Origin of the sequence: uncultured Xanthomarina sp. (genome assembly GCF_963971605.1) — a bacterium.
GTDB classification, from domain to species: Bacteria; Bacteroidota; Bacteroidia; order Flavobacteriales; family Flavobacteriaceae; genus Xanthomarina; species Xanthomarina gelatinilytica.
Window position 1 is genome coordinate 15,940 of the sequence record NZ_CAXATZ010000016.1, and the last position, 19,666, is coordinate 35,605.

Here is a 19,666-nt window from a genome sequence, read left to right on the forward strand (position 1 = left end):
TAACTTTTGTTACAGGCAGTATTTACTTAAATTTACAACAAATTAATGGAAATGAAAAACTTAATTATAGCAAGTACCTCAACCGTTCATGGGAGTGGTTATTTAGAATATTTACTGGATGAATTGGCCCTGTTTTTTAAAGATGCAAATACCATTGTGTTTATTCCCTATGCCAGACCTAGTGGCATTTCGCATGAAGATTACACCATCAAGGCTAGAGAGGCTTTTAAAAAAATCCATAAAAACGTCATGGGCATTCATGAATTTGAAAACCCCATTGAAGCCATCCAAAACGCTGAAGCCATTTTTACTGGTGGAGGAAATACATTTGTACTCTTGTATCAACTTTATAAAAACAATTTGCTGGAACCATTAAAAAAAAGTGTTCTTAAAGGAACGCCCTACTTAGGCACAAGTGCTGGAAGTAATATTTGTGGCTTGACCATAAATACCACCAACGACATGCCCATTGTTTATCCTCCCAGCTTTAAGGCTTTGAGCTTTATGCCGTTTAATATCAACCCACATTATTTAGACCCTATTCCAAACAACAAACACATGGGGGAAACCAGGGAAACGAGAATTAAAGAATTTCATGCTTACCACACACAACCTGTTATTGGACTTAGGGAAGGCAGTTGGTTACAGGTTACTGAAACTTCCATAAAATTAAAAGGCCCTTTAACAGCAAGGGTTTTTGAGTACAACAAAACACCTTATGAGATAGAAAGTGGTACAGAACTTAAAGATTTAAGATAATACACATTGAAATTCAAACATTTAAAACACAAATAAAATTGTAACTTATTGATGAACATAAAAAAAGCCTCATCAAACAGACAAGGCTTTAGAGCGAGAGACCGGGTTTACTTCGGCTGCGCTCAGTATAAACTTCTCACCTTAAATCTTGTTCCAATTCTAAACATGAGAAAAATAAAAAAAGCCTCATCAAACAGACAAGGCTTTAGAGCGAGAGACCGGATTCGAACCGGCGACATTCAGCTTGGAAGGCTGACGCTCTACCAACTGAGCTACTCTCGCCTTTCCGATGCAAATATAAATAAGTATTTCATCTAATAAAAGAAAAAAATTATAAGTTTACCTTATGAACATCATCATTAAAACCAAACGTCTCTATTTGAGGGAATTCAACGTTCAGGACGCCATTCATTTTTATAAAATGAATAAGGATCCTGATGTTATTAAATACACTGGCGACACTGCTTTCAAGTCTTTAGTTAACGCTAAAAACTTTCTTGCAGAATATAAAGATTACAAGCTTCATAACATGGGTAGATGGGCAGTTTGTTTAAATGAAAATGATACGTTTTTAGGTTGGTGTGGCTTAAAATACCATACAAATGAAAAACTAGTTGAAGTTGGTTACCGTTTTTATAAAAAATATTGGAATAAAGGCTATGCAACCGAAAGTGCCAAAGCTTCCATAACTTATGGGTTTGAAACCTTAAAACTGAAAGATATTTATGCACATGCTCACATTAAAAACACAGCTTCACATAAAGTCATTGAAAAGTGTGGTTTGCATGTTGTCAATGAATTCATTTACGATGGCATGCCTGCAAAACTTTATAAAATTGAAAATCCCCATTATGAAATCAAACAAATTTCTGCCGAAGAAACGTATTTAGTAAGACAACCTGTTTTACGTGAAGGAAAACCTATTGAGGCTTGCGTTTTTGATGGGGACACAGAGGAAGACACCTTTCATTTAGGTATATTCTTTAAATCCCATTTAATTGGTGTGGCTTCTTTTATGAAAAACAATTCGCCTATATTTTCTGAACCTCGTCAATACCAACTTCGTGGCATGGCCATTTTAAAAGAATTTCAACAAAAAGGTTTGGGAAAACAATTGATAGATGAAGGAGAAAACATATTAATTCAGAAAAAAGTGGATTTACTTTGGTTTAATGCTCGTGAAATTGCTGTAGAATTCTATAAAAGCAAAGGGTTTTTAATATCTGGCGATGCTTTTACAATCCCAAATATCGGCATTCATTATGTCATGCTTAAAAGATTCCAGTCCTAGTTATTTCAAGGACAAAGTCATTTTTTTTCTTCATTTCAAACCTAAAGCAGTTTAAACTTTTATCTTTGACTTATAAAGTAAATTACCATGAATAAAAAAGTTATTTTAATGATTTTAGATGGTTGGGGGAAATCTCCAGACCCTAAAGTTTCAGCCATAGATCATGCTCATACACCTTTTATAGACTCACTTTACGCAAAGTATCCAAATGCAAACCTGCGAACGGATGGTTTGCATGTTGGGCTTCCAGAAGGTCAAATGGGAAACAGCGAAGTTGGCCACATGAATTTAGGTGCTGGACGTATAGTATATCAAGACTTGGTTAAAATTAACTTGGCTGTAAAAAACAACACATTGGCTCAAGAACCTGCTTTAATTGCAGCTTTTAATCATGCCAAAACACATAACAAACCCATACATTTTTTAGGTTTGGTAAGCGATGGCGGTGTGCATTCACACATTAATCATTTAAAAGGTTTGGTTACTGCAGCTGAAACCTCTGGAGTAAAAGAATCATATATTCATGCGTTCACAGATGGTCGTGATGTAGATCCAAAATCTGGTTATGGTTTCATTACTGAATTGGAGGAGTTTATCGTGAACAAGCCTACCAAAATTGCCACCATTACTGGCCGTTATTACGCTATGGATCGGGACAAACGTTGGGATCGTGTTAAATTGGCTTATGACGCTTTGGTAAAAGGAATTGGTGAAGCTTCAAAAAATGCTTTAAAATCCATACAAAGAAGTTACGATAACAATGTCACAGACGAATTTATCAAACCTATTGTAATGGTTGATAAAAACAATCAGCCCTTAGCTAAGATTTCAGAGGGAGATGTGGTCATTTTTTTCAATTTTAGAACAGATCGTGGAAGACAACTTACCGAAGCGTTGTCCCAACAAGACTTCCATGAGCAAAACATGCATAAATTGAATTTGTATTATGTTACCATGACCAATTATGATGAAACATTTAATAACATTCATGTTGTGTATAACAAAGATAATTTAACAGATACCTTAGGGGAAGTACTGGAAAAAAACCATAAAACACAAATTAGAATAGCTGAAACAGAAAAATATCCACATGTCACTTTCTTCTTTTCTGGAGGGAGGGAAACTGTTTTTAATGGCGAAACACGAATCTTAAGACATTCCCCAAAAGTGGCCACTTACGATTTAAAACCAGAAATGAGTGCTTATGAATTGACAGATGCCTTAATTCCCGAAATAAAAAAAGCAGAAGTGGATTTTGTATGCCTAAATTTTGCAAATGGCGATATGGTTGGGCATACAGGTGTCATGGAAGCCGCCATAAAAGCATGTGAAGCTGTGGATATTTGTGTCAATAAAATTGTGACTACAGCTTTGGAACATAATTATACCACCATTTTAATTGCAGATCACGGTAATTGTGAAACCATGATAAACCCTGATGGCTCACCAAATACAGCGCATACCACAAATCCGGTTCCTATAATATTAATAGACAAAGATTTAAAAGCCATTAAAGATGGGGTTTTAGGGGATATTGCTCCAACTATTTTAAAACTTATGGGTATTGAACAGCCAGAAAAAATGACGCGACATGCGTTAATCTAAACTTAAAGGAAATAAAGATTACATTTTAATTTGCTTATTTTTGCCTGTAACTAAAACGTATGAATTTTAACGACAAACTTATTATAGCTGTAGATTTTGATGGAACTATCGTAGAGGATAATTATCCAAAAATTGGTAGACCCAAACTTTTTGCTTTCGAAACCTTAAAACGACTGCAGAAAGATGGTCACAGATTGATATTATGGACCTATAGAAGTGACATTAGACTGGAAGAAGCCGTTAATTTTTGCAAAGAAAACGGTTTAACCTTTTATGCTGTGAACAAAAGCTTTCCGGAAGAGCAATTTGATTATACCAAAAGCCGTAAAATTCATGCCGATTTATTTATAGACGATCGAAATATTGGTGGTTTTATTGGTTGGGGAGAAGTTTACCAAAGACTATCCAATCCAAATTACAGTCCACTTAAAAAAGAAAAAAAGAAAGGGTTCTTTTCGTTTTTTAAAAGGTAACAACCATAAATTCTTACCAATCTAAGCAAAAACTTATGTTTGTTGTTATATAAATAAGCTTCAATAAATTTCTTTGTTTAATATCCTATCAATTCAAAATATTGTTTGTCTATGGCTTCCCTATGATCTGGATGTGCTATGTTCACAAGTGCTTTTACACGTTCTTTAATGGTTTTTCCATATAAGTTGGCAATACCATACTCGGTAACAACATAATGCACATGCGCACGTGTTGTTACAACTCCAGCACCTGGTTTTAAAGTAGGTACAATTCTACTGATACCAGATTTTGTGGTAGATGGCAATGCAATGATAGCTTTACCACCTTCGCTTAAGAAAGCGCCACGAATAAAATCCATTTGACCTCCAACTCCAGAATACATATGAGCTGCAATTGAATCTGCACAAACCTGTCCAGTAACATCTACCTCAATGGCAGAATTTATAGCAACCATTTTTGGGTTTTGTCTAATTATGGACACATCGTTTGTGTAGTTAGATGCACGCATTTCTATAAAAGGGTTGTCGTCCACATAATCATACAAGCGTTTAGAGCCCATTAAAAAAGTGGTTAAAGCCCTTCCTCTATTTATGCCCTTATAATTACCATTAATGACGTCTTTTAATATCAAGTCAATAACACCATCAGAAAACATTTCGGTATGCAACCCCAAATCTTTATGATTGGTTAGCCTGGTCAACACAGCATTTGGAATATTACCTATACCCATTTGCAAAGTGCTTCTGTCTTCAATTAAGCCAGCCACATGGTTCCCTATTTTGTTTTCTATTTCAGAAGGTTCAACCATATCATGTGTAGGCAAAGGCACATCGCACTCCACAAACGCATTGATTTCTGAAATATGAATAATCCCTGCACCATGTGTTCTTGGCATTTGCTTATTTACTTGGGCAATCACATAATCGGCATTATCAATAGCCGCCAAGGTTGCCTCTACGGAAACTCCCAAAGAACAATACCCATGTTTATCAGGAACGGACACATGTATTAAAGCCACTTGCAAATCGACAATATTTCTTTTGAACAACAAAGGCAATTCACTTAAAAAAACAGGTGTATATGACCCATTTCCTGCTTTTAAAGTGTGTCTTACATTTTTTCCAATAAAAAAGGAATTCACATGAAAACTGTCTCTTAATTCCGGATTGGCATAAGGCGCTTCACCTTCGGTGTGTAGTTGACAAATTTCGACATTTCTTAACTCTTCATGTCTTGCTGTCATGGCATTTATCAACACTTGAGGTGCGGCTGCTGCTGCTTGAATATATACTTTACTGTTGGATTTAATGACTTTTACGGCTTCTTCGGCACTAATGGATTTGTACATGGTGTTTATTTTAGAGTACAAAAATATTCAATATTTACTAACTAAAAACTGTCTAAAGTCATGTTTCATAAAAAAGAATTCCATTTAATTTTAAGTATCTTTGCCCATATTTTTTTAAAATGATTAAAGTAAAAACAAAAGAAGAAATAGAATTGATGCGTGAAAGCGCTTTGGTTGTTTCACGAACTTTGGGCATGTTGGCCAAAGAAGTGAAACCTGGAGTCACTACCTTACAACTGGATAAATTAGCAGAAGAATACATAAGGGAGCAAGGAGCTATTCCTGGTTTTTTGGGCTTATACGATTTTCCGAACACCTTGTGCATGAGTCCCAACTCACAAGTAGTTCACGGATTTCCTACCAACGACCCTTTACAGGAAGGCGATATCATCTCCATAGATTGTGGTGCCATTAAAAACGAGTTTTATGGAGATCACGCATATACCTTTGCCGTGGGTGAAATTGATCCTGAAATCAAAAAATTATTGGATGTCACTAAAGAATCTTTGTATGTTGGTATTAGGGAGTTTAAATTAGGCAATCGTGTTGGTGATGTAGGCTTTGCCATTCAAAAATATTGTGAAGCTCATGGTTATGGTGTTGTAAGGGAACTTGTAGGTCATGGATTGGGACGAAAAATGCATGAAGATCCAGAAATGCCAAATTACGGAAAACGTGGTCGTGGGAAAAAGTTTATTGAAGGGATGGTTGTTGCCATAGAACCTATGATAAACATGGGAACCCATAGAATTAAACAACATAGGGATGGATGGACCATAACCACCTTAGATAACAAACCAAGTGCTCATTTTGAACACAATGTGGCCCTTGTAGATGGCAAACCAGAACTGCTTTCTACTTTTGCTTACATCTATGAAGCCTTAGGGATTGTTTCCAATGAAGAAGATGAGTTTAGACAAAAAGCCTTAGTGCTTTAAATTATTACACGGAACTTTTTGAGTCTCTCTGTGTATCAACCATGAAAAAACTATTCAAATTCATCCTAAACACCATTCCAAGACCCATACTTATCAGGTTAAGTTATGTGGCAAGACCTGTTTTAGCTTGGTTTTTAAAAGGCAACACATATTTAGATCCCATAGATGGTAAAAGCTTTAAAATGTTTTTGCCTTATGGTTACGGTAACCAACGCAACAATGTGCTTTCGCCTTCAACCTTGAGTTTGGAACGTCATAGACTTTTATGGTTGTATTTGAAAAACGACACAGAATTCTTTTCCAAAAATCTAAAAGTCCTTCATTTTGCACCAGAACAAGCTTTTTACAAACGCTTTAGAAAAATGAAAAACCTGGAATATGTGACAACCGATTTAAACTCGCCATTGGCTGATGTAAAAGCAGATATTTGCAAACTTCCGTTCAAGGATAATGAATTTGATGTCATTCTCTGTAACCATGTATTGGAACATATTCCAGACGACACCAAAGCCATGCAGGAACTATACAGAATTTTAAAACCAGGTGGTTTTGGTGTGTTTCAAATCCCTCAAGATCTATCCAGGGCAAAAACTTTTGAAGACAATACCATAACCAATAAAAAAGAGCGAGCTAAAATCTTTGGACAGTACGACCATGTTAGGATTTATGGTCGGGATTATTTTGATAAACTTAGAAGCATTGGTTTTAAAGTTGAAGAAGTGGATTACACAGCAACCCTTTCCAAAAGCGACATCATTAAATATTGTTTAGCCAAAGGCGAAATTATTCCTGTGGTATTTAAATTGTCATTCTAAATGAAATAACTAATGCTTCGACAAGCCCTGCACAGCATGATTAGATACTAATTTTCCGGAAACCCATTTAAGGACAAGGTTTCCAATTCCTTGCTGTCGTTTTCAAAAATTAAAAACACCTTTAATTCTGGATGTGTTTTTAAAAAATCCTTAACGGCATCAATTCCCATGGCCTTAAAAGCTGTGGCATAAGCATCTGCTGTCATACAATCCTTGGCAATAACCGAAACACTCAATAAATTGGTTTTGCTGGGATAACCTGTTTGCGTATCTATAATATGAGAGTATTTATGGCCATTGGCATCGGTTTTAAACTTTCTGTAAGTCCCAGAAGTCGCCATGGCTTCATTGTGAATGGAAATAGCTTTTAAAACAGATTGTGATCCATCAAAATGCGGTTCTTCCACACCTACTTTCCAAGCAGACTGTTTATCCACATTTTTTCCTCGAGCCCTAATTTCACCACCTATTTCCACCAAATAATTAGAAATGTTTTTACTTTCCAAAAACAGGCCTATAACATCCACGCCATACCCTTTGGCAATGGCGTTAAAATCAATAAATGTTTTGGGGTTTTGTTTTTTTACGCTTAGACCTTGCCTGTTTACCTTGTCCAGGCCAACACTAAGCATCAAGCTATCTATCTTTATACTATCCAAACGTTCTATATGTCCTTCAGGACCAAAATCCCAAGCATTGACCACTGCACCAATGGTTGGATCAAAAACACCATGGGTTTGCTTGTAAATGTCTTTTGAAGCATCAAATACCTTTGCAAAATGCTCATCTATCGCAAAAGCTTCATTCCTATTTACTTTTGAAATGTCTGAATTGGCCTGATATGTTGACATGGATTTGTTGATGACATAAAACAAACTATCAAATTGTTTTTGGTAATTTATTCCTGAATCGTAAATCACAGAATAGGATGTCCCAAAAACAGCTCCGGACAACTTGGTGTTTTTTGGTTCTTTATTACAGGAAACCAATAAAAAGAATGCCAGTAATACTAATGTGAAATAAGAAGATTTCTCGCTATGAGCGAAACAACAACGAGTCCCTAATCTTTCATTGTTCATCTTAAAGCTAATTTAAATTTGTTTCTACTACTTGAATGCCATTGTATTCAATCAAGTATTCTTCGTTTAAATAAATTGGCAAGTCTTCGCCTTGAGGGTTTCCCAGTCCTACACCTGCATACAAGACCTTGGCGTCTTTTTCCATGGCGTGTTTTTTAAAGGATTCCATCCAAACCACGTCATAATTATTAGGGTTTTCAGGTAAAATCACTGCACGAACAATTACAAAATAATATTGTTTGGTCTTGTCCATACATACAAATTGCGGGTGTTTTTTTAATTTACTGTTTACAGCTATAAATTCAAAACCACGAGCTTCCAATTCCTTCCCAACGTGGTTCATGGCCAGATAATGTAATTCCTGTGCTGAAAGTGCTTTTTTCATACCACAAAATTACTATTAAAAAATTTGTCTTCAGCAGATTTAAAAATAGTTTAACTCAAAATATTCATAAATTTCAAACGCTTTTTTCAATTACTTCTAGTTAAAGTTGTATTTAAACCGTTTCCTTTTCCATCAAAATTTGTATCTTATTGTTCCAAACTTTAAAGCTAAAACTATGACAACAACAAAAAGATTAGACTTAGCCATACAAAAACTATACACAGCTTTCCACAACAACACCTTAAATCCAGAGTGTTGCAAACAATGTGCCGTTGGGAATATTTTGGACCATACAGATGCTTGGAAACACCTTTCAGACAATCATGGTTCCACCACATTAAATTACATAGGAATGGTAAATCAAAAATTCGGCAAAACCTTCAATGGCTATTCCCCATTGGAATTGTTGCATATAGAAGCCCAATTTTTAAAAGCTTGTGGCTATCAATTGCCTCTTCATCATAATAACAAAAAACCTAAAAACCCTACAGATAAAGAGATTTTGTTTTTAGGGCTTTCGGCTGTAGTACAATTCCTGTGTAAACTAGACAACATGCCAGATGTTATGGATTGTAACCAATTATTTCAATTTCAACCTCAAATCAAAACTTCTAAAGCCTTGATGTTGTCATAAATTCTTAATTTGAAAAATATTTGTAAAATTTAAACTTCTTTTGTGATGACATTTGTAACGTGTTTCGATATGTTTATATAACACGAACATTATGAAACGCTTTAACTTCCTTTGGTTACTTTTTATCCTTATTTTACTAAATTCCTGTGGCGAAGATAAAGAGAACACCATACTGCAAGAATACAGTTTTGATACCGAAAACAAACTGAACGACCAAGCAGCCATTTCCGAACAAAACAACACTGGAAACCAAGGTTTGAAACCTTATTACGTGATGAACAAACAATTTGGGATGCCCATTGGAGTCATGCCAATTCCAAGCACCTGGATAAAACAAGAAGCAAATGCCGAAAACATTTTATTTGAAGCGCCCAATGGTGTGAAAGTTTACAACGAGATTTTCAATTCGTTCTTTTATTCAAACAGTCCACAAAGGAATCAATTTACCTTGCAAAGTGGAGGCAATGTAAAACCAATAAAAAGTTTACAGCTACTTATAAATGAAGAATTAAAACCCTTTATAGAATCTCAAGGAGGTAGATACATCAATCAATTTCCATTACCTCAACTGGCTCAATTTGACAAACAATTTAACAGTTATTTGTTTAAATCCACACCAGAACAAAGACAAACAGATTGTGTGGTTACAGAGTGGGAAGGTCCAGATGGCAAGTTATCCATGGTAATTGTTCGTTATTTCATAGCGCAATATACCAGCATTGGTGGATTGGATTGGGGCTACACCCTAAACAGTTTGGAAGCGCCAAAAGCTGAATACGAGAGTGCCAAAAACACCTATATAAATGCCTTGCTAAACTTCCAGATAAATCCGCAATGGGTCCAGACAAACAATCAATATTATGCGCAAGCAGCTCAACAAAGCAATGCTGCACACCAACAACGCATGGCAAGCATCCAGGCACAAGGACAGCAAATCCTGGCGGCAGGAAGAGCCAGAAGTCAGGCTATGGACAACCAATACAATGCTTGGAGAAGCAATCAGGCAGCATCTGATGCTGGTCATGCAAAATATATAGATGGTATTTACGAAAGAAGAAACATGACAGATGCCTCTGGAAACATTTATAAAGTAGATGGCTATGAAAACAATGTATGGATGAACCATAATAACGAATATATAGCAACAGACAATTCGTTATGGAATCCAAATACAGACAACACTACCAACAACTATAATTGGCAACACTTGGAAGAAACTGATAATGGTTATTAAAAATTTCATTTTAACTTAATAAAATACAGTTCGTCAAAAATGATGTGACATATTGCAACTTTCTACTATCTTTAATACAAGATACAGAAAATTGAAAATCACTTGAATACACTTACAGATATAAACAGCTCGCAAATTATAGAGCTCATAAAAAACAATGATGAGCGTGTTTTAAAACCACTGTATCAAAGCAATTTTCATAAAGTGGAAGCTTTTGTTTTAAAAAACAGTGGCACTAAGGAACATGCAAAGGATGTTTATCAAGAAGCTTTTATAACAGTTTGGAACAATGTAAAAACCAACAAGTTCATACCACAAAACAATCATTCCTTAAACGGTTATTTATACACCATTTCCAAAAACAAGTGGATGGACCATTTACGCTCTAAACATTATAAAAAAACAGTGGTTGCCTCTAAATTAAATCATTTTGAAATTTCAAACAAAGAAACCCAAGAATCTCATGATGACATTTTAAAAGAAAACCGATTACAAGGTGTCATGCAAGCCTTTAAAGATTTAGGCTTGCCTTGCAAAGATTTATTGACAAAATTTTATTTTGAAAAAAAATCCATGAACACCATTGCAGAAGAGCTGCAATTGGACGCAGCATCTACCAGAAACAAAAAATATAGATGCATGCAAAAATTAAGAGAATTGGCCTTGAAAAAGAGATAATAGCATGAACCCAAATTACAACATAACCCAAGAGGAATTAGAATACATTGAGCGTTATATCAATAATAATATGACACCTGATGAACTAGCCGGTTTTGAAGAAAAACTTAACAATAATCCCGATTTTAAAAATCAGGTGGAAGATATCAAAACTTTGCTTTTAGGGATAGAAACACAAGCTCTAACAGAGAAAATTGAGACATTCCATAACGAACTCCCAGATACCAAAAGCCCTATGGAACAACCTTCAAAAGTAAGACATTTGGACTTTAGGAAGTGGGTAGCAGCTGCAGCAGTAATAATTGCTGTTGGAAGTTTCTGGTTTTTCAACGGAAATTCCAACTCTAAATTATACAGCAAATATTACGCTCCAGATCCAGGTTTACCAACTACCATGAGCACTCAAGACAATTTTGTGTTTTATGATGCCATGGTAAATTACAAAAGACAGGACTACCAATTGGCCATTAACAAATGGCAACCCTTGTTAACAAACAAACCTGAAAACGATACGCTTAATTATTTTATGGGTTCGGCTTATTTGGCCAAGGGAGAAACAACCACAGCCATTAGCTACTTGGAAAAAGTAACGGAACTTAAAGAAAGTGCTTTTAAAAATGATGCTTTTTATTACTTGGGATTAGCCTATTTGAAAAATAACAAAATAGAACTTGCAAAAGAAACCCTTAAACAAAGCAATATGGCTGATAGCAAAACCATACTTTCTGAGTTAGAGGATTAACCTTACCTATTATGAAAACAATTTTTAAAGACGTAGTAACCATCTTTGTTGTTTTGCTATTTATAGGTAGTTTTCATACCACTTGGTCCCAAGGGTCAGACATTCAAAACATTGCTTATATTCAAAAACTTTTGGACAAAGAGGCAATGACAGAAGCTAGAATTGAGTTAGAGAAACAACTTGATAGGTATCGCACGGAAAAAAATACAGACAGTTTAATAAAATACATCGCTCTGGTAGGCAGTTTAAAATTGGCCAATGGAAATCACGATGTGGCCATAAAACGAGCCGAAACCTTTGGAAAAGAATTAAACCAGTATCAAATTCCTTTTGTGGATAAAGAGGTCCTCTTGGAATTGGCCTGGATTTATGATGATGCAGGTTATACCAAAAGAGCCTACACAACTGTTGAAAAAGCCCTTGAAATTGCCAAACAGATTGAAGACCCAAGGAAAGCTGACATTAGTGGCATATATCATAATCTTGGTTATTTGGCATCCAATCTTGGAGATATGGCAATGGCCAAAGCACTGTATACCATGTCCATTAAAACCATGGAAAAAGAGCAAACAAAAGACTATGAATCACTACATAAAACCTATAATGCACTTGGAGGCATGATGTGGTATTCGGCTAAACTGGATAGTAGTCTGTACTATTTTAACCAAGCATACAAAATGCTGGAACAGGTTGAAAAAAACCCTATGAATTCCTATTATCGTCCTGCATTGGTAAAAATGAACATGGCTGTTTTAAACCATGCCTTAGGCCATGTAGATGATGCCATTCAAGCATCAAAAGAAGTCATTGCCAGCTTTCAAACATTTATAGAAATTTCTACAGACGAATCCAAAAAATTAAGGGCTTTAAAGCATCAATTGGCTGCAATTGACAATTTAGGTTCCTTTTATCATTCCATTGGGGAATTTGAAAGAGCCGACGAGCTTATTTCCTACTCCTATCGAAAAAAACTGAAAACCTTAGCTCCTGAAGACAATAACATTACCATTTCACAAATTATTTCGGCACAGGCAAAAATGGGTTTAAGGGATTTTAATGCTGCAAACAATTTAATAGACCAGGCTCTATATAGAATTAACACGAGCAAAAACACTCAGTTTTATTGGCATGCCAGCGCCTTATCCACCAAAGCCACCATAAGTGATGAGCTAGGTGATTTTAAAAATGCCGACAAGTATTTTGTAGAAGCCGATTCCTTATACAGACAATCTTTGGGAAAAAACGAATATACAAGGGATTATTTGGACGAATTGATAGACATGTCCTTATTTTACGCCAAAATACAGGATACCGAAAAAGCCATATCTTTAGCTGAAGAATGCTACCATTTTATAAAAACAAGCGATTTCAACAACACATTGCAAGGTTTTCATCACATTCTAAATTTGGCCGAAGTTCATTTTAAACTAAAGCATTACAAAGATGCACAAGCGTACAGCAATGAAGCTTTAAACATGCTAAACAACAAAAATCTTACTACCACCAATTTTACGGATTCCATACAAATACAATACAGAAAACCCAAAGCGTTACTAATAAATGCCAAATCCAGTTATTATTTAAATACAAACAAAACCGACACTTTTTTAAAAGAACTGTTAAACCAATTAAATGATGGCATTGCGATATTAAATCAACGAAAAGAAATTATTAAATCTTACGACGATTTAAGTTTGCTGATAACTGAAAACAATGAGCTTTTTGATTTTTCCAAACAAATTTTATTGGACTTGTTCAACCTAACAGACAACCAAGCCTACCTTTCAAAGTTTTTAACCCTTCATGAGTCCAGTGTTTACAATCGTATAAGGTCCAGGTTGAACCTTAAAAACAATTTGGCTTTTGCTAACATCCCAAAAGAAATAATAGCTAGGGAAACTTATTTAAAAAGCAAAATGAATGCTTCCATTGAAAGTGCAACCGATGGTAGTTTTGAAACTTTCTTTAATACTAATTCCAATTGGAACTCTTTTTTGGATAGCCTGAAGAACAACTACCCTAAATACTATAAAATGCGATATGCCTCTATTGAGGAACCTTTGAATAAACTGCATAAACACATTCCAGAAAACACAACGGTTGTCCGCTATGTATTTAATGACAACAATCTATGTGCCATTGTTTTAACTGAAAACGGAAAACAAATTTTTAAACTAAACTACGAGACTGCAAAAAACAATATTTTAAAATTGACTGAAAATCCATTTCAGATAAAATCCAATGGCATACATCTATACAATCTATATAAAACACTATGGAAGCCTTTAGAACCTGCTATCGCAACCAAAAAAGTGATTATCATTCCAGATGGCGAATTATTTAACCTAAGTTTTGAAATGTTAACAGACAAAGCCATACAGTCCTATTCAGAATTTACCACTAACAGCTTGTTGGCTAAACACATAGTATCATATAATTACAGTTTGTTCCTGTTGGGCAACGAAACCAAAACCATAGGTTATAAAGAAAATTTTATTGCATTTGTGCCTGAATTCAACGATAAAATGAAAGAAGAGTATCAAATTAAAATCAAGGATTCTATAGATTTGGACAAAGCGTATTTAACCCTTTTGCCACAACCTTTTACCAAAGATTTGGCAGAAAAATCTTCACACCTGTTTAATGGCGACTCTTTTTTAAATGAAAACTCTACCGAACATATTTTTAAAAACAGTGCAAAAGAGCACAAAATCATCCATATTGGCACACATGCAGAATCCAATAACTTATCTCCTGAACTTTCAAGACTGGTTTTTGCCAAATCAACAGACGCGTCATCCAAAGAAGATGGTTATTTATATACCTACGAAATTTACAATATTAATTTATCATCTAATTTGGCGATACTTACGGCTTGTGAAACTGGAAAACCATCATATCAGGCTGGTGAAGGAATGATATCTTTAGCTCACGCTTTTAATTATGCCGGAAGCGAAAGCATTTTAACCAGCTTATGGAAAGTGGATGAGCAATCCAGTGCCGAAATTATTGAACTGTTTTACAAGAACATCAAAAATGGTATGGATAAAGACCTAGCTTTGCAACAGGCCAAATTAAGTTATTTAACTACAGCAAAAGGACGAACCATGAATCCACAATATTGGGCTGGATTGGTTCTAATTGGCGATACGTCACCCATCAATCTAACTACTTCCAACAATTATCTATATTGGATCCTTGGTTTCGCAATACTATCAATATTGCTAATAATCCTTAAAAGACAAGATAACAAATAATACAAATGACAATTTTACTTTTACTCAGTGCCTGAAAATATCCACGAATGTCTTAATTATGACTTGTGAGCATAGAAAAGGGCTGTCTTTTAAAACAGCCCTTTTCACCAAAAACTAAAAATAATTAAGAAATCCCTCATTAATAATTAATAGCTATAACAACATCGGAAAATTTAAAAAATGTGAGCATGGATATATTTTATATCCTCTTCATCAAATAATTTAATATAAAAGAGGCTATCACATACATGAACAGCCTCTTTCTGTAAACAAAGAACATGAAACGAACTTGTTTATTGTTTGATCAATCGTTTAACTATGGAAGAGGTTTCGGAGTAAATCTTTACAAAATAAACGCCACTTGCATAATCCTGCAACGAAATGGTTTGTTTTAGTCCCATAGCTTCCAAATTGATTTTTTGAATGACACTTCCTTTGACATCAATAATTGTAGCTGATTTTAAATTCACATGGCTATTGTTTTTTAGGGTTACCATATTTGTTGCCGGATTTGGATACAATACAATGTGGGATTCTGTTAATTCAAAGGCATTGACATTTAGGGTAAGGTCTTCAACTTTTATTTGAAACATACAACTTTTTGAGTTCCCAAAAATATCTGTAACAATAAAATCTATATCATAATATCCATCAGGTAAAATAGATCCTGCAGATGGTGTTTGAACCACACTACTAATACCACAGTTGTCGTCAACTGTAACGAGACCATCTAAATAATAATCAGGTAAAGTGAAATCTCCATTAGATTCTACTGTAATTCCAGAAGGACAATTTATGGTTGGAGCTATGTTATCCTCAACCGTCACTGTTGCTGAAGCTGAAGCACTATTGCCACTTTGGTCTGTAATTGTTAAAGTAACTGTATTTGCCCCTAAATTGGCACAGGTAAAATCGGTAACATCCAAGTCCAAACTTGCTATGGAGCAATTATCACTTGAGCCATTATCCACTTGTGCTGCCGTAATGCTTGCATTTCCCAAAGCATCCAATTGCACTGTTAGATCCTGAGTGGCCACAGAAGGAGACATACTATCCTCAACCGTCACTGTTGCTGAAGCTGAAGCACTATTGCCACTTTGGTCCATAATTGTTAAAGTAACTGTATTTGCCCCTAAATTGGCACAGGTAAAATCGGTAACATCCAAGTCCAAACTTGCTATGGAGCAATTATCACTTGAGCCATTATCCACTTGTGCTGCCGTAATGCTTGCATTCCCCAAAGCATCCAATTGCACTGTTAAATCCTGAGTAACAACCAATGGCAATATATTATCCACTACTGTAACTATTGCAGTGTTATTAGCTACATTCCCATTAACATCTGTAACTGTCAAGGTTACTGTATTAGCTCCTAAATTGTTACAGGTAAAGGTTGCCATGTCCAAGCTCATCGTGTCTATACCACAATTATCTGTCGATCCATTATCTATATCGTTTGTAGTAATACTGGCATTTCCAGTAGCATCAAGAGTTAAAGTTATATCTTGAGTTATAACAACAGGATTGTGTACATCTGCTTCATCTGAAACAGTTAACAAAACACTATCGTTATTTGGATAACTCACATCAAATGTATATTGCAAACAATCGTATTCTGCATAAATTGGAGATACAAGATTTCCTGTAGCGATTGTACCACTTACTGTTGCAATTGTAAATGTATCTCCTATACTTGGTTGAAATCCTAAGGTAACATCAACCATACCTTCAAAAATCACGTTTGTCCCTGAAATAGCAAGTACGTCATGCTGTGTATCAGGTGTAAGTCCGTTAAGTTCCATTTCTAAAACCGAATTGCTTGAAGACAAATAATTCCCTGAAAGCGTTAAGGTTCCTGGTGACAAACCTGGAGATACATTTCCATCGTTGGTTAAGTTAGCAATTGATGGTAGGTTAATAGTTCCAACTCCTGATAGTCTTCCTCCAATTTGATTGTCCAATGACGTAGAGATGCTCAATACACCTGATGTAGCTTCAATAGTACCCGAGTTTTCAGTTTCGGCACTAATAGTCACATTTCCTCCTGATGTGTTTTTTACCAATCCTTGGTTATTTAGTAGGTTAATTCCATTACCTGATGGTGTAATACCAGAACCATTTGTCTGAAAATCGATAAGACCTGAGGCATTATTTCTTAATTCAGCATCTGTATCAATATAAATATCTCCAGTTCCTATAAACTGTAATAAAGAATTATTTAATAGCAAGGACATATCGTATATAAATACGTTGCCAGTCAACAGATTAATTGTGGAGTTATTGACCAATGTACCTCCACCAACTAATGCCCCAGACACCCAACTAACGGTTGCATTTCCAGAAAAGTCAAAGGATGCCGTATCACTAGAGGCTACATGGGTATTGCCTCGCCAATTTAATGTACCGTCTAAAGTTCCTGATAGGCTTCCGCTTAAGGTGATGTTATTATCAAAATCTATCGTTCCTGTTGCTGCCACATTATAAATTCCATCGGTCAATACTTGAGCTGCTGTTATGCCATGGCTAAAATTCAAGATACCATTATTGACTTGAATGGTGCCATCATTATTTTGAAACTCGGTATTGATATAAACTTGGTCATTAACAACTGGAAGGTCAACAACAATGAGTCCATGGTTGGTCAATAAGTTTGTGCCATTTCCCGATTCTGAAAAATTACCACCATCCGCCAAAAATGAAATAATCCCCAAAGCTGTGTTGTTAACCAAGGCATCAACACTTATGTAGATATCACCTGTTCCCGTAAATCGTAAATCTGAATTATTTTCTAGGGATGATGCATCAAAAATAAACACGTTACTTGCCAAAACATCAATTGTGGAGTTATTGGTCAACGTACCTCCACCTACTAATGCTCCAGAAACCCAACTTACGGTTGCATTTCCTGTAAAGTCAAAAAATGCCGTATCAGCTACTGCTACATTGGTATTGCCTCGCCAATTTAAGGTACCGTCTATTGTTCCCGTTAAACTTCCGCTTAAAGTGATGGCACTATCAAAATCTATAGTACCTGTTGATGTTATATTATAAATACCATCTGTTAATACTTGGGCTTCTAAAACACTATGACTAAAATTCAAGATACCATTATCAACTTGCATGGTTCCATCATTGTTTTGAAACTCAGTATAAATATAGACTTGGTCGTTAGCATCAGGAAGATCAACAACAATTAGTCCGTCGTTTGTTAAAATGTTCGTACCATTTCCTGATTCTACAAAATTACCTGCATGTGCCAAAAATGAAATGGTACCTAACGAAGTGTTGTTAACTACGCCATCAGTACCAATGTAAATATCGCCTGTTCCCGTAAACCGAATCTCTGAATTATTCTCCAATATTGAAGCATCATTTATAAAAACATTTCCTGTCAACAGATTGATTATGGAATTGTTGGTTAAAGTGCCTCCACCAACCAATGCTCCAGATGTCCAATTTATGGTTGCATTTCCAGTAAAATTAAAATATGCATTATTTCCTAAAGCTACATTGGTATTATTTCGCCAATTTATAGTACCGTTCAAAGCCCCAGATAAACTTCCATTTAAGGTGATGGCATTATCAAAATCTATGATGCCTGTTGATGCCACATTATAAATCCCATCAGTCAATACTTGAGCATCCAGACTTCCATTGCTAAAATTCAAGATACCATTGTTGACTTGAATGGTTCCATCATTGTTTTGGAACTCGGCATTAATAAAGACTTCGTCGTTAACATCAGGAAGGTTAACCACAATAAGACCATAGTTAGTTAATAGGTTGGTACCATTCCCAGATTCTGAAAATCTACCTCCATCTGCCAAAAATGAAATGGTACCAGTAGTGGCATTGTTCAAAACGGCATCTGTTACAATGTAAATATCGCCTGTTCCAATAAAGTTTATTTGTCCATTATTAATAAGTGTTGTCAAGCTGCCTAGAAAAACATTGCTATTGAATACAGCTATTGTTCCATTGTTGGTAAGCGAAGTAGAAGTTCCTGTTATATAACCTGAATTCCAATTAATTGTTGTGCCACCAGCAAAATTTGAAGCCTGAGTAAACGTTAAATTATTTCCAATATTTAACGTTGAATTTTCTTGTAACTGAATGGATTTAATGGAGGCTGATACATTAACATCAACTGTAAATCCTGCTGGAATAATCACATCATCAGTAACCGTAGGGACAATATTGGTGTCCCAGTTATCTGTATTGTTCCAATTAGTGTTGGTTCCTAGCCCTGACCATGTGGTTTGAGCCATTGCTAATGTGCTTGCCAGCAACAATAGCGTGAGTAGTAAAAATCGTTTCATGATTAATAGCTTTTTAAGTTAATATACTATGTCATCGAAACAATTATAAAATGTGAGCATAAAAAAACCCAACACTTTCGTATTGGGTTTATGGTTATTATAGATTGG

15 protein-coding genes and 1 tRNA gene are annotated in these 19,666 nt (G+C 35.4%); 11 read left to right on the top strand and 5 right to left on the bottom strand.

Annotated features, from left to right (window positions below):
- Window positions 1-51: 51 nt before the first annotated feature.
- The gene (gene pepE, locus AACY93_RS07705; protein WP_287006460.1) at window positions 52-759 is read left to right on the top strand and encodes a dipeptidase PepE; all 708 of its coding nucleotides are present in this window, start codon (window positions 52-54) and stop codon (window positions 757-759) included.
- A gap of 209 nt (window positions 760-968) precedes the next feature.
- Here the strand turns inward: pepE and AACY93_RS07710 are convergent.
- Window positions 969-1,041: transfer RNA gene (locus AACY93_RS07710), tRNA-Gly, on the bottom strand.
- Window positions 1,042-1,105: 64 nt separating this feature from the next.
- Here AACY93_RS07710 and AACY93_RS07715 point away from each other — a divergent pair.
- The 3 genes from AACY93_RS07715 (at window position 1,106) to AACY93_RS07725 (ending at window position 4,128) form a co-directional block, all read left to right on the top strand.
- On the top strand, window positions 1,106-2,050 hold the full coding sequence (locus AACY93_RS07715; RefSeq protein ID WP_339611623.1) for a GNAT family N-acetyltransferase: 945 nt from the start codon (window positions 1,106-1,108) through the stop codon (window positions 2,048-2,050).
- 87 nt (window positions 2,051-2,137) lie between these two features.
- Window positions 2,138-3,655, top strand: coding sequence for a 2,3-bisphosphoglycerate-independent phosphoglycerate mutase (gene gpmI / locus AACY93_RS07720; protein ID WP_286852728.1), 1,518 nt, complete (start codon window positions 2,138-2,140; stop codon window positions 3,653-3,655).
- A 59-nt stretch (window positions 3,656-3,714) separates the two neighbouring features.
- Window positions 3,715-4,128: a hypothetical protein gene (locus tag AACY93_RS07725; protein WP_007648430.1), complete on the top strand. Its 414-nt coding sequence runs from the start codon at window positions 3,715-3,717 to the stop codon at window positions 4,126-4,128.
- A gap of 77 nt (window positions 4,129-4,205) precedes the next feature.
- On the opposite strand, the gene AACY93_RS07730 is transcribed toward AACY93_RS07725, so the two are convergent.
- On the bottom strand, window positions 4,206-5,477 hold the full coding sequence (locus AACY93_RS07730) for an acetyl-CoA hydrolase/transferase C-terminal domain-containing protein (protein WP_286852729.1): 1,272 nt from the start codon (window positions 5,475-5,477) through the stop codon (window positions 4,206-4,208).
- A gap of 119 nt (window positions 5,478-5,596) precedes the next feature.
- Between AACY93_RS07730 and map the strand changes: the two genes are divergently transcribed.
- Window positions 5,597-6,415, top strand: coding sequence for a type I methionyl aminopeptidase (gene map / locus AACY93_RS07735; RefSeq protein ID WP_286852730.1), 819 nt, complete (start codon window positions 5,597-5,599; stop codon window positions 6,413-6,415).
- A gap of 41 nt (window positions 6,416-6,456) precedes the next feature.
- Window positions 6,457-7,230 carry a class I SAM-dependent methyltransferase gene (locus tag AACY93_RS07740; protein ID WP_286852731.1) on the top strand — a complete coding sequence of 258 codons (774 nt, stop codon included), beginning with the start codon at window positions 6,457-6,459 and terminating at the stop codon, window positions 7,228-7,230.
- A gap of 47 nt (window positions 7,231-7,277) precedes the next feature.
- On the opposite strand, the gene AACY93_RS07745 is transcribed toward AACY93_RS07740, so the two are convergent.
- Together AACY93_RS07745 and AACY93_RS07750 are read right to left on the bottom strand one after the other, a co-directional pair.
- The gene (locus AACY93_RS07745; RefSeq protein ID WP_286852732.1) at window positions 7,278-8,309 is read right to left on the bottom strand and encodes an FAD:protein FMN transferase; all 1,032 of its coding nucleotides are present in this window, start codon (window positions 8,307-8,309) and stop codon (window positions 7,278-7,280) included.
- A 7-nt stretch (window positions 8,310-8,316) separates the two neighbouring features.
- On the bottom strand, window positions 8,317-8,694 hold the full coding sequence (locus tag AACY93_RS07750) for a hypothetical protein (RefSeq protein ID WP_007648411.1): 378 nt from the start codon (window positions 8,692-8,694) through the stop codon (window positions 8,317-8,319).
- 175 nt (window positions 8,695-8,869) lie between these two features.
- Here AACY93_RS07750 and AACY93_RS07755 point away from each other — a divergent pair, with 175 nt between their 5' ends.
- The 5 genes from AACY93_RS07755 to AACY93_RS07775 all read left to right on the top strand — a co-directional run bounded on the left by AACY93_RS07755 (window position 8,870) and on the right by AACY93_RS07775 (window position 15,239).
- The gene (locus tag AACY93_RS07755; RefSeq protein WP_286852733.1) at window positions 8,870-9,328 is read left to right on the top strand and encodes a Na(+)-translocating NADH-quinone reductase subunit F; all 459 of its coding nucleotides are present in this window, start codon (window positions 8,870-8,872) and stop codon (window positions 9,326-9,328) included.
- 91 nt (window positions 9,329-9,419) lie between these two features.
- Window positions 9,420-10,562 carry a hypothetical protein gene (locus AACY93_RS07760; RefSeq protein ID WP_286852734.1) on the top strand — a complete coding sequence of 381 codons (1,143 nt, stop codon included), beginning with the start codon at window positions 9,420-9,422 and terminating at the stop codon, window positions 10,560-10,562.
- A gap of 102 nt (window positions 10,563-10,664) precedes the next feature.
- On the top strand, window positions 10,665-11,240 hold the full coding sequence (locus AACY93_RS07765) for a sigma-70 family RNA polymerase sigma factor (RefSeq protein WP_286852735.1): 576 nt from the start codon (window positions 10,665-10,667) through the stop codon (window positions 11,238-11,240).
- A gap of 4 nt (window positions 11,241-11,244) precedes the next feature.
- Entirely contained in the window at window positions 11,245-11,982 is a 738-nt protein-coding gene (locus tag AACY93_RS07770; RefSeq protein WP_007648403.1) for a tetratricopeptide repeat protein, read from the top strand.
- 11 nt (window positions 11,983-11,993) lie between these two features.
- Window positions 11,994-15,239 (top strand): CHAT domain-containing tetratricopeptide repeat protein, encoded by a 3,246-nt coding sequence (locus AACY93_RS07775; protein WP_287006464.1) that lies wholly within the window; start codon window positions 11,994-11,996, stop codon window positions 15,237-15,239.
- Between the two features lie 293 nt (window positions 15,240-15,532).
- On the opposite strand, the gene AACY93_RS07780 is transcribed toward AACY93_RS07775, so the two are convergent.
- Window positions 15,533-19,558: an HYR domain-containing protein gene (locus tag AACY93_RS07780; protein WP_339611632.1), complete on the bottom strand. Its 4,026-nt coding sequence runs from the start codon at window positions 19,556-19,558 to the stop codon at window positions 15,533-15,535.
- Window positions 19,559-19,666: the final 108 nt, after the last annotated feature.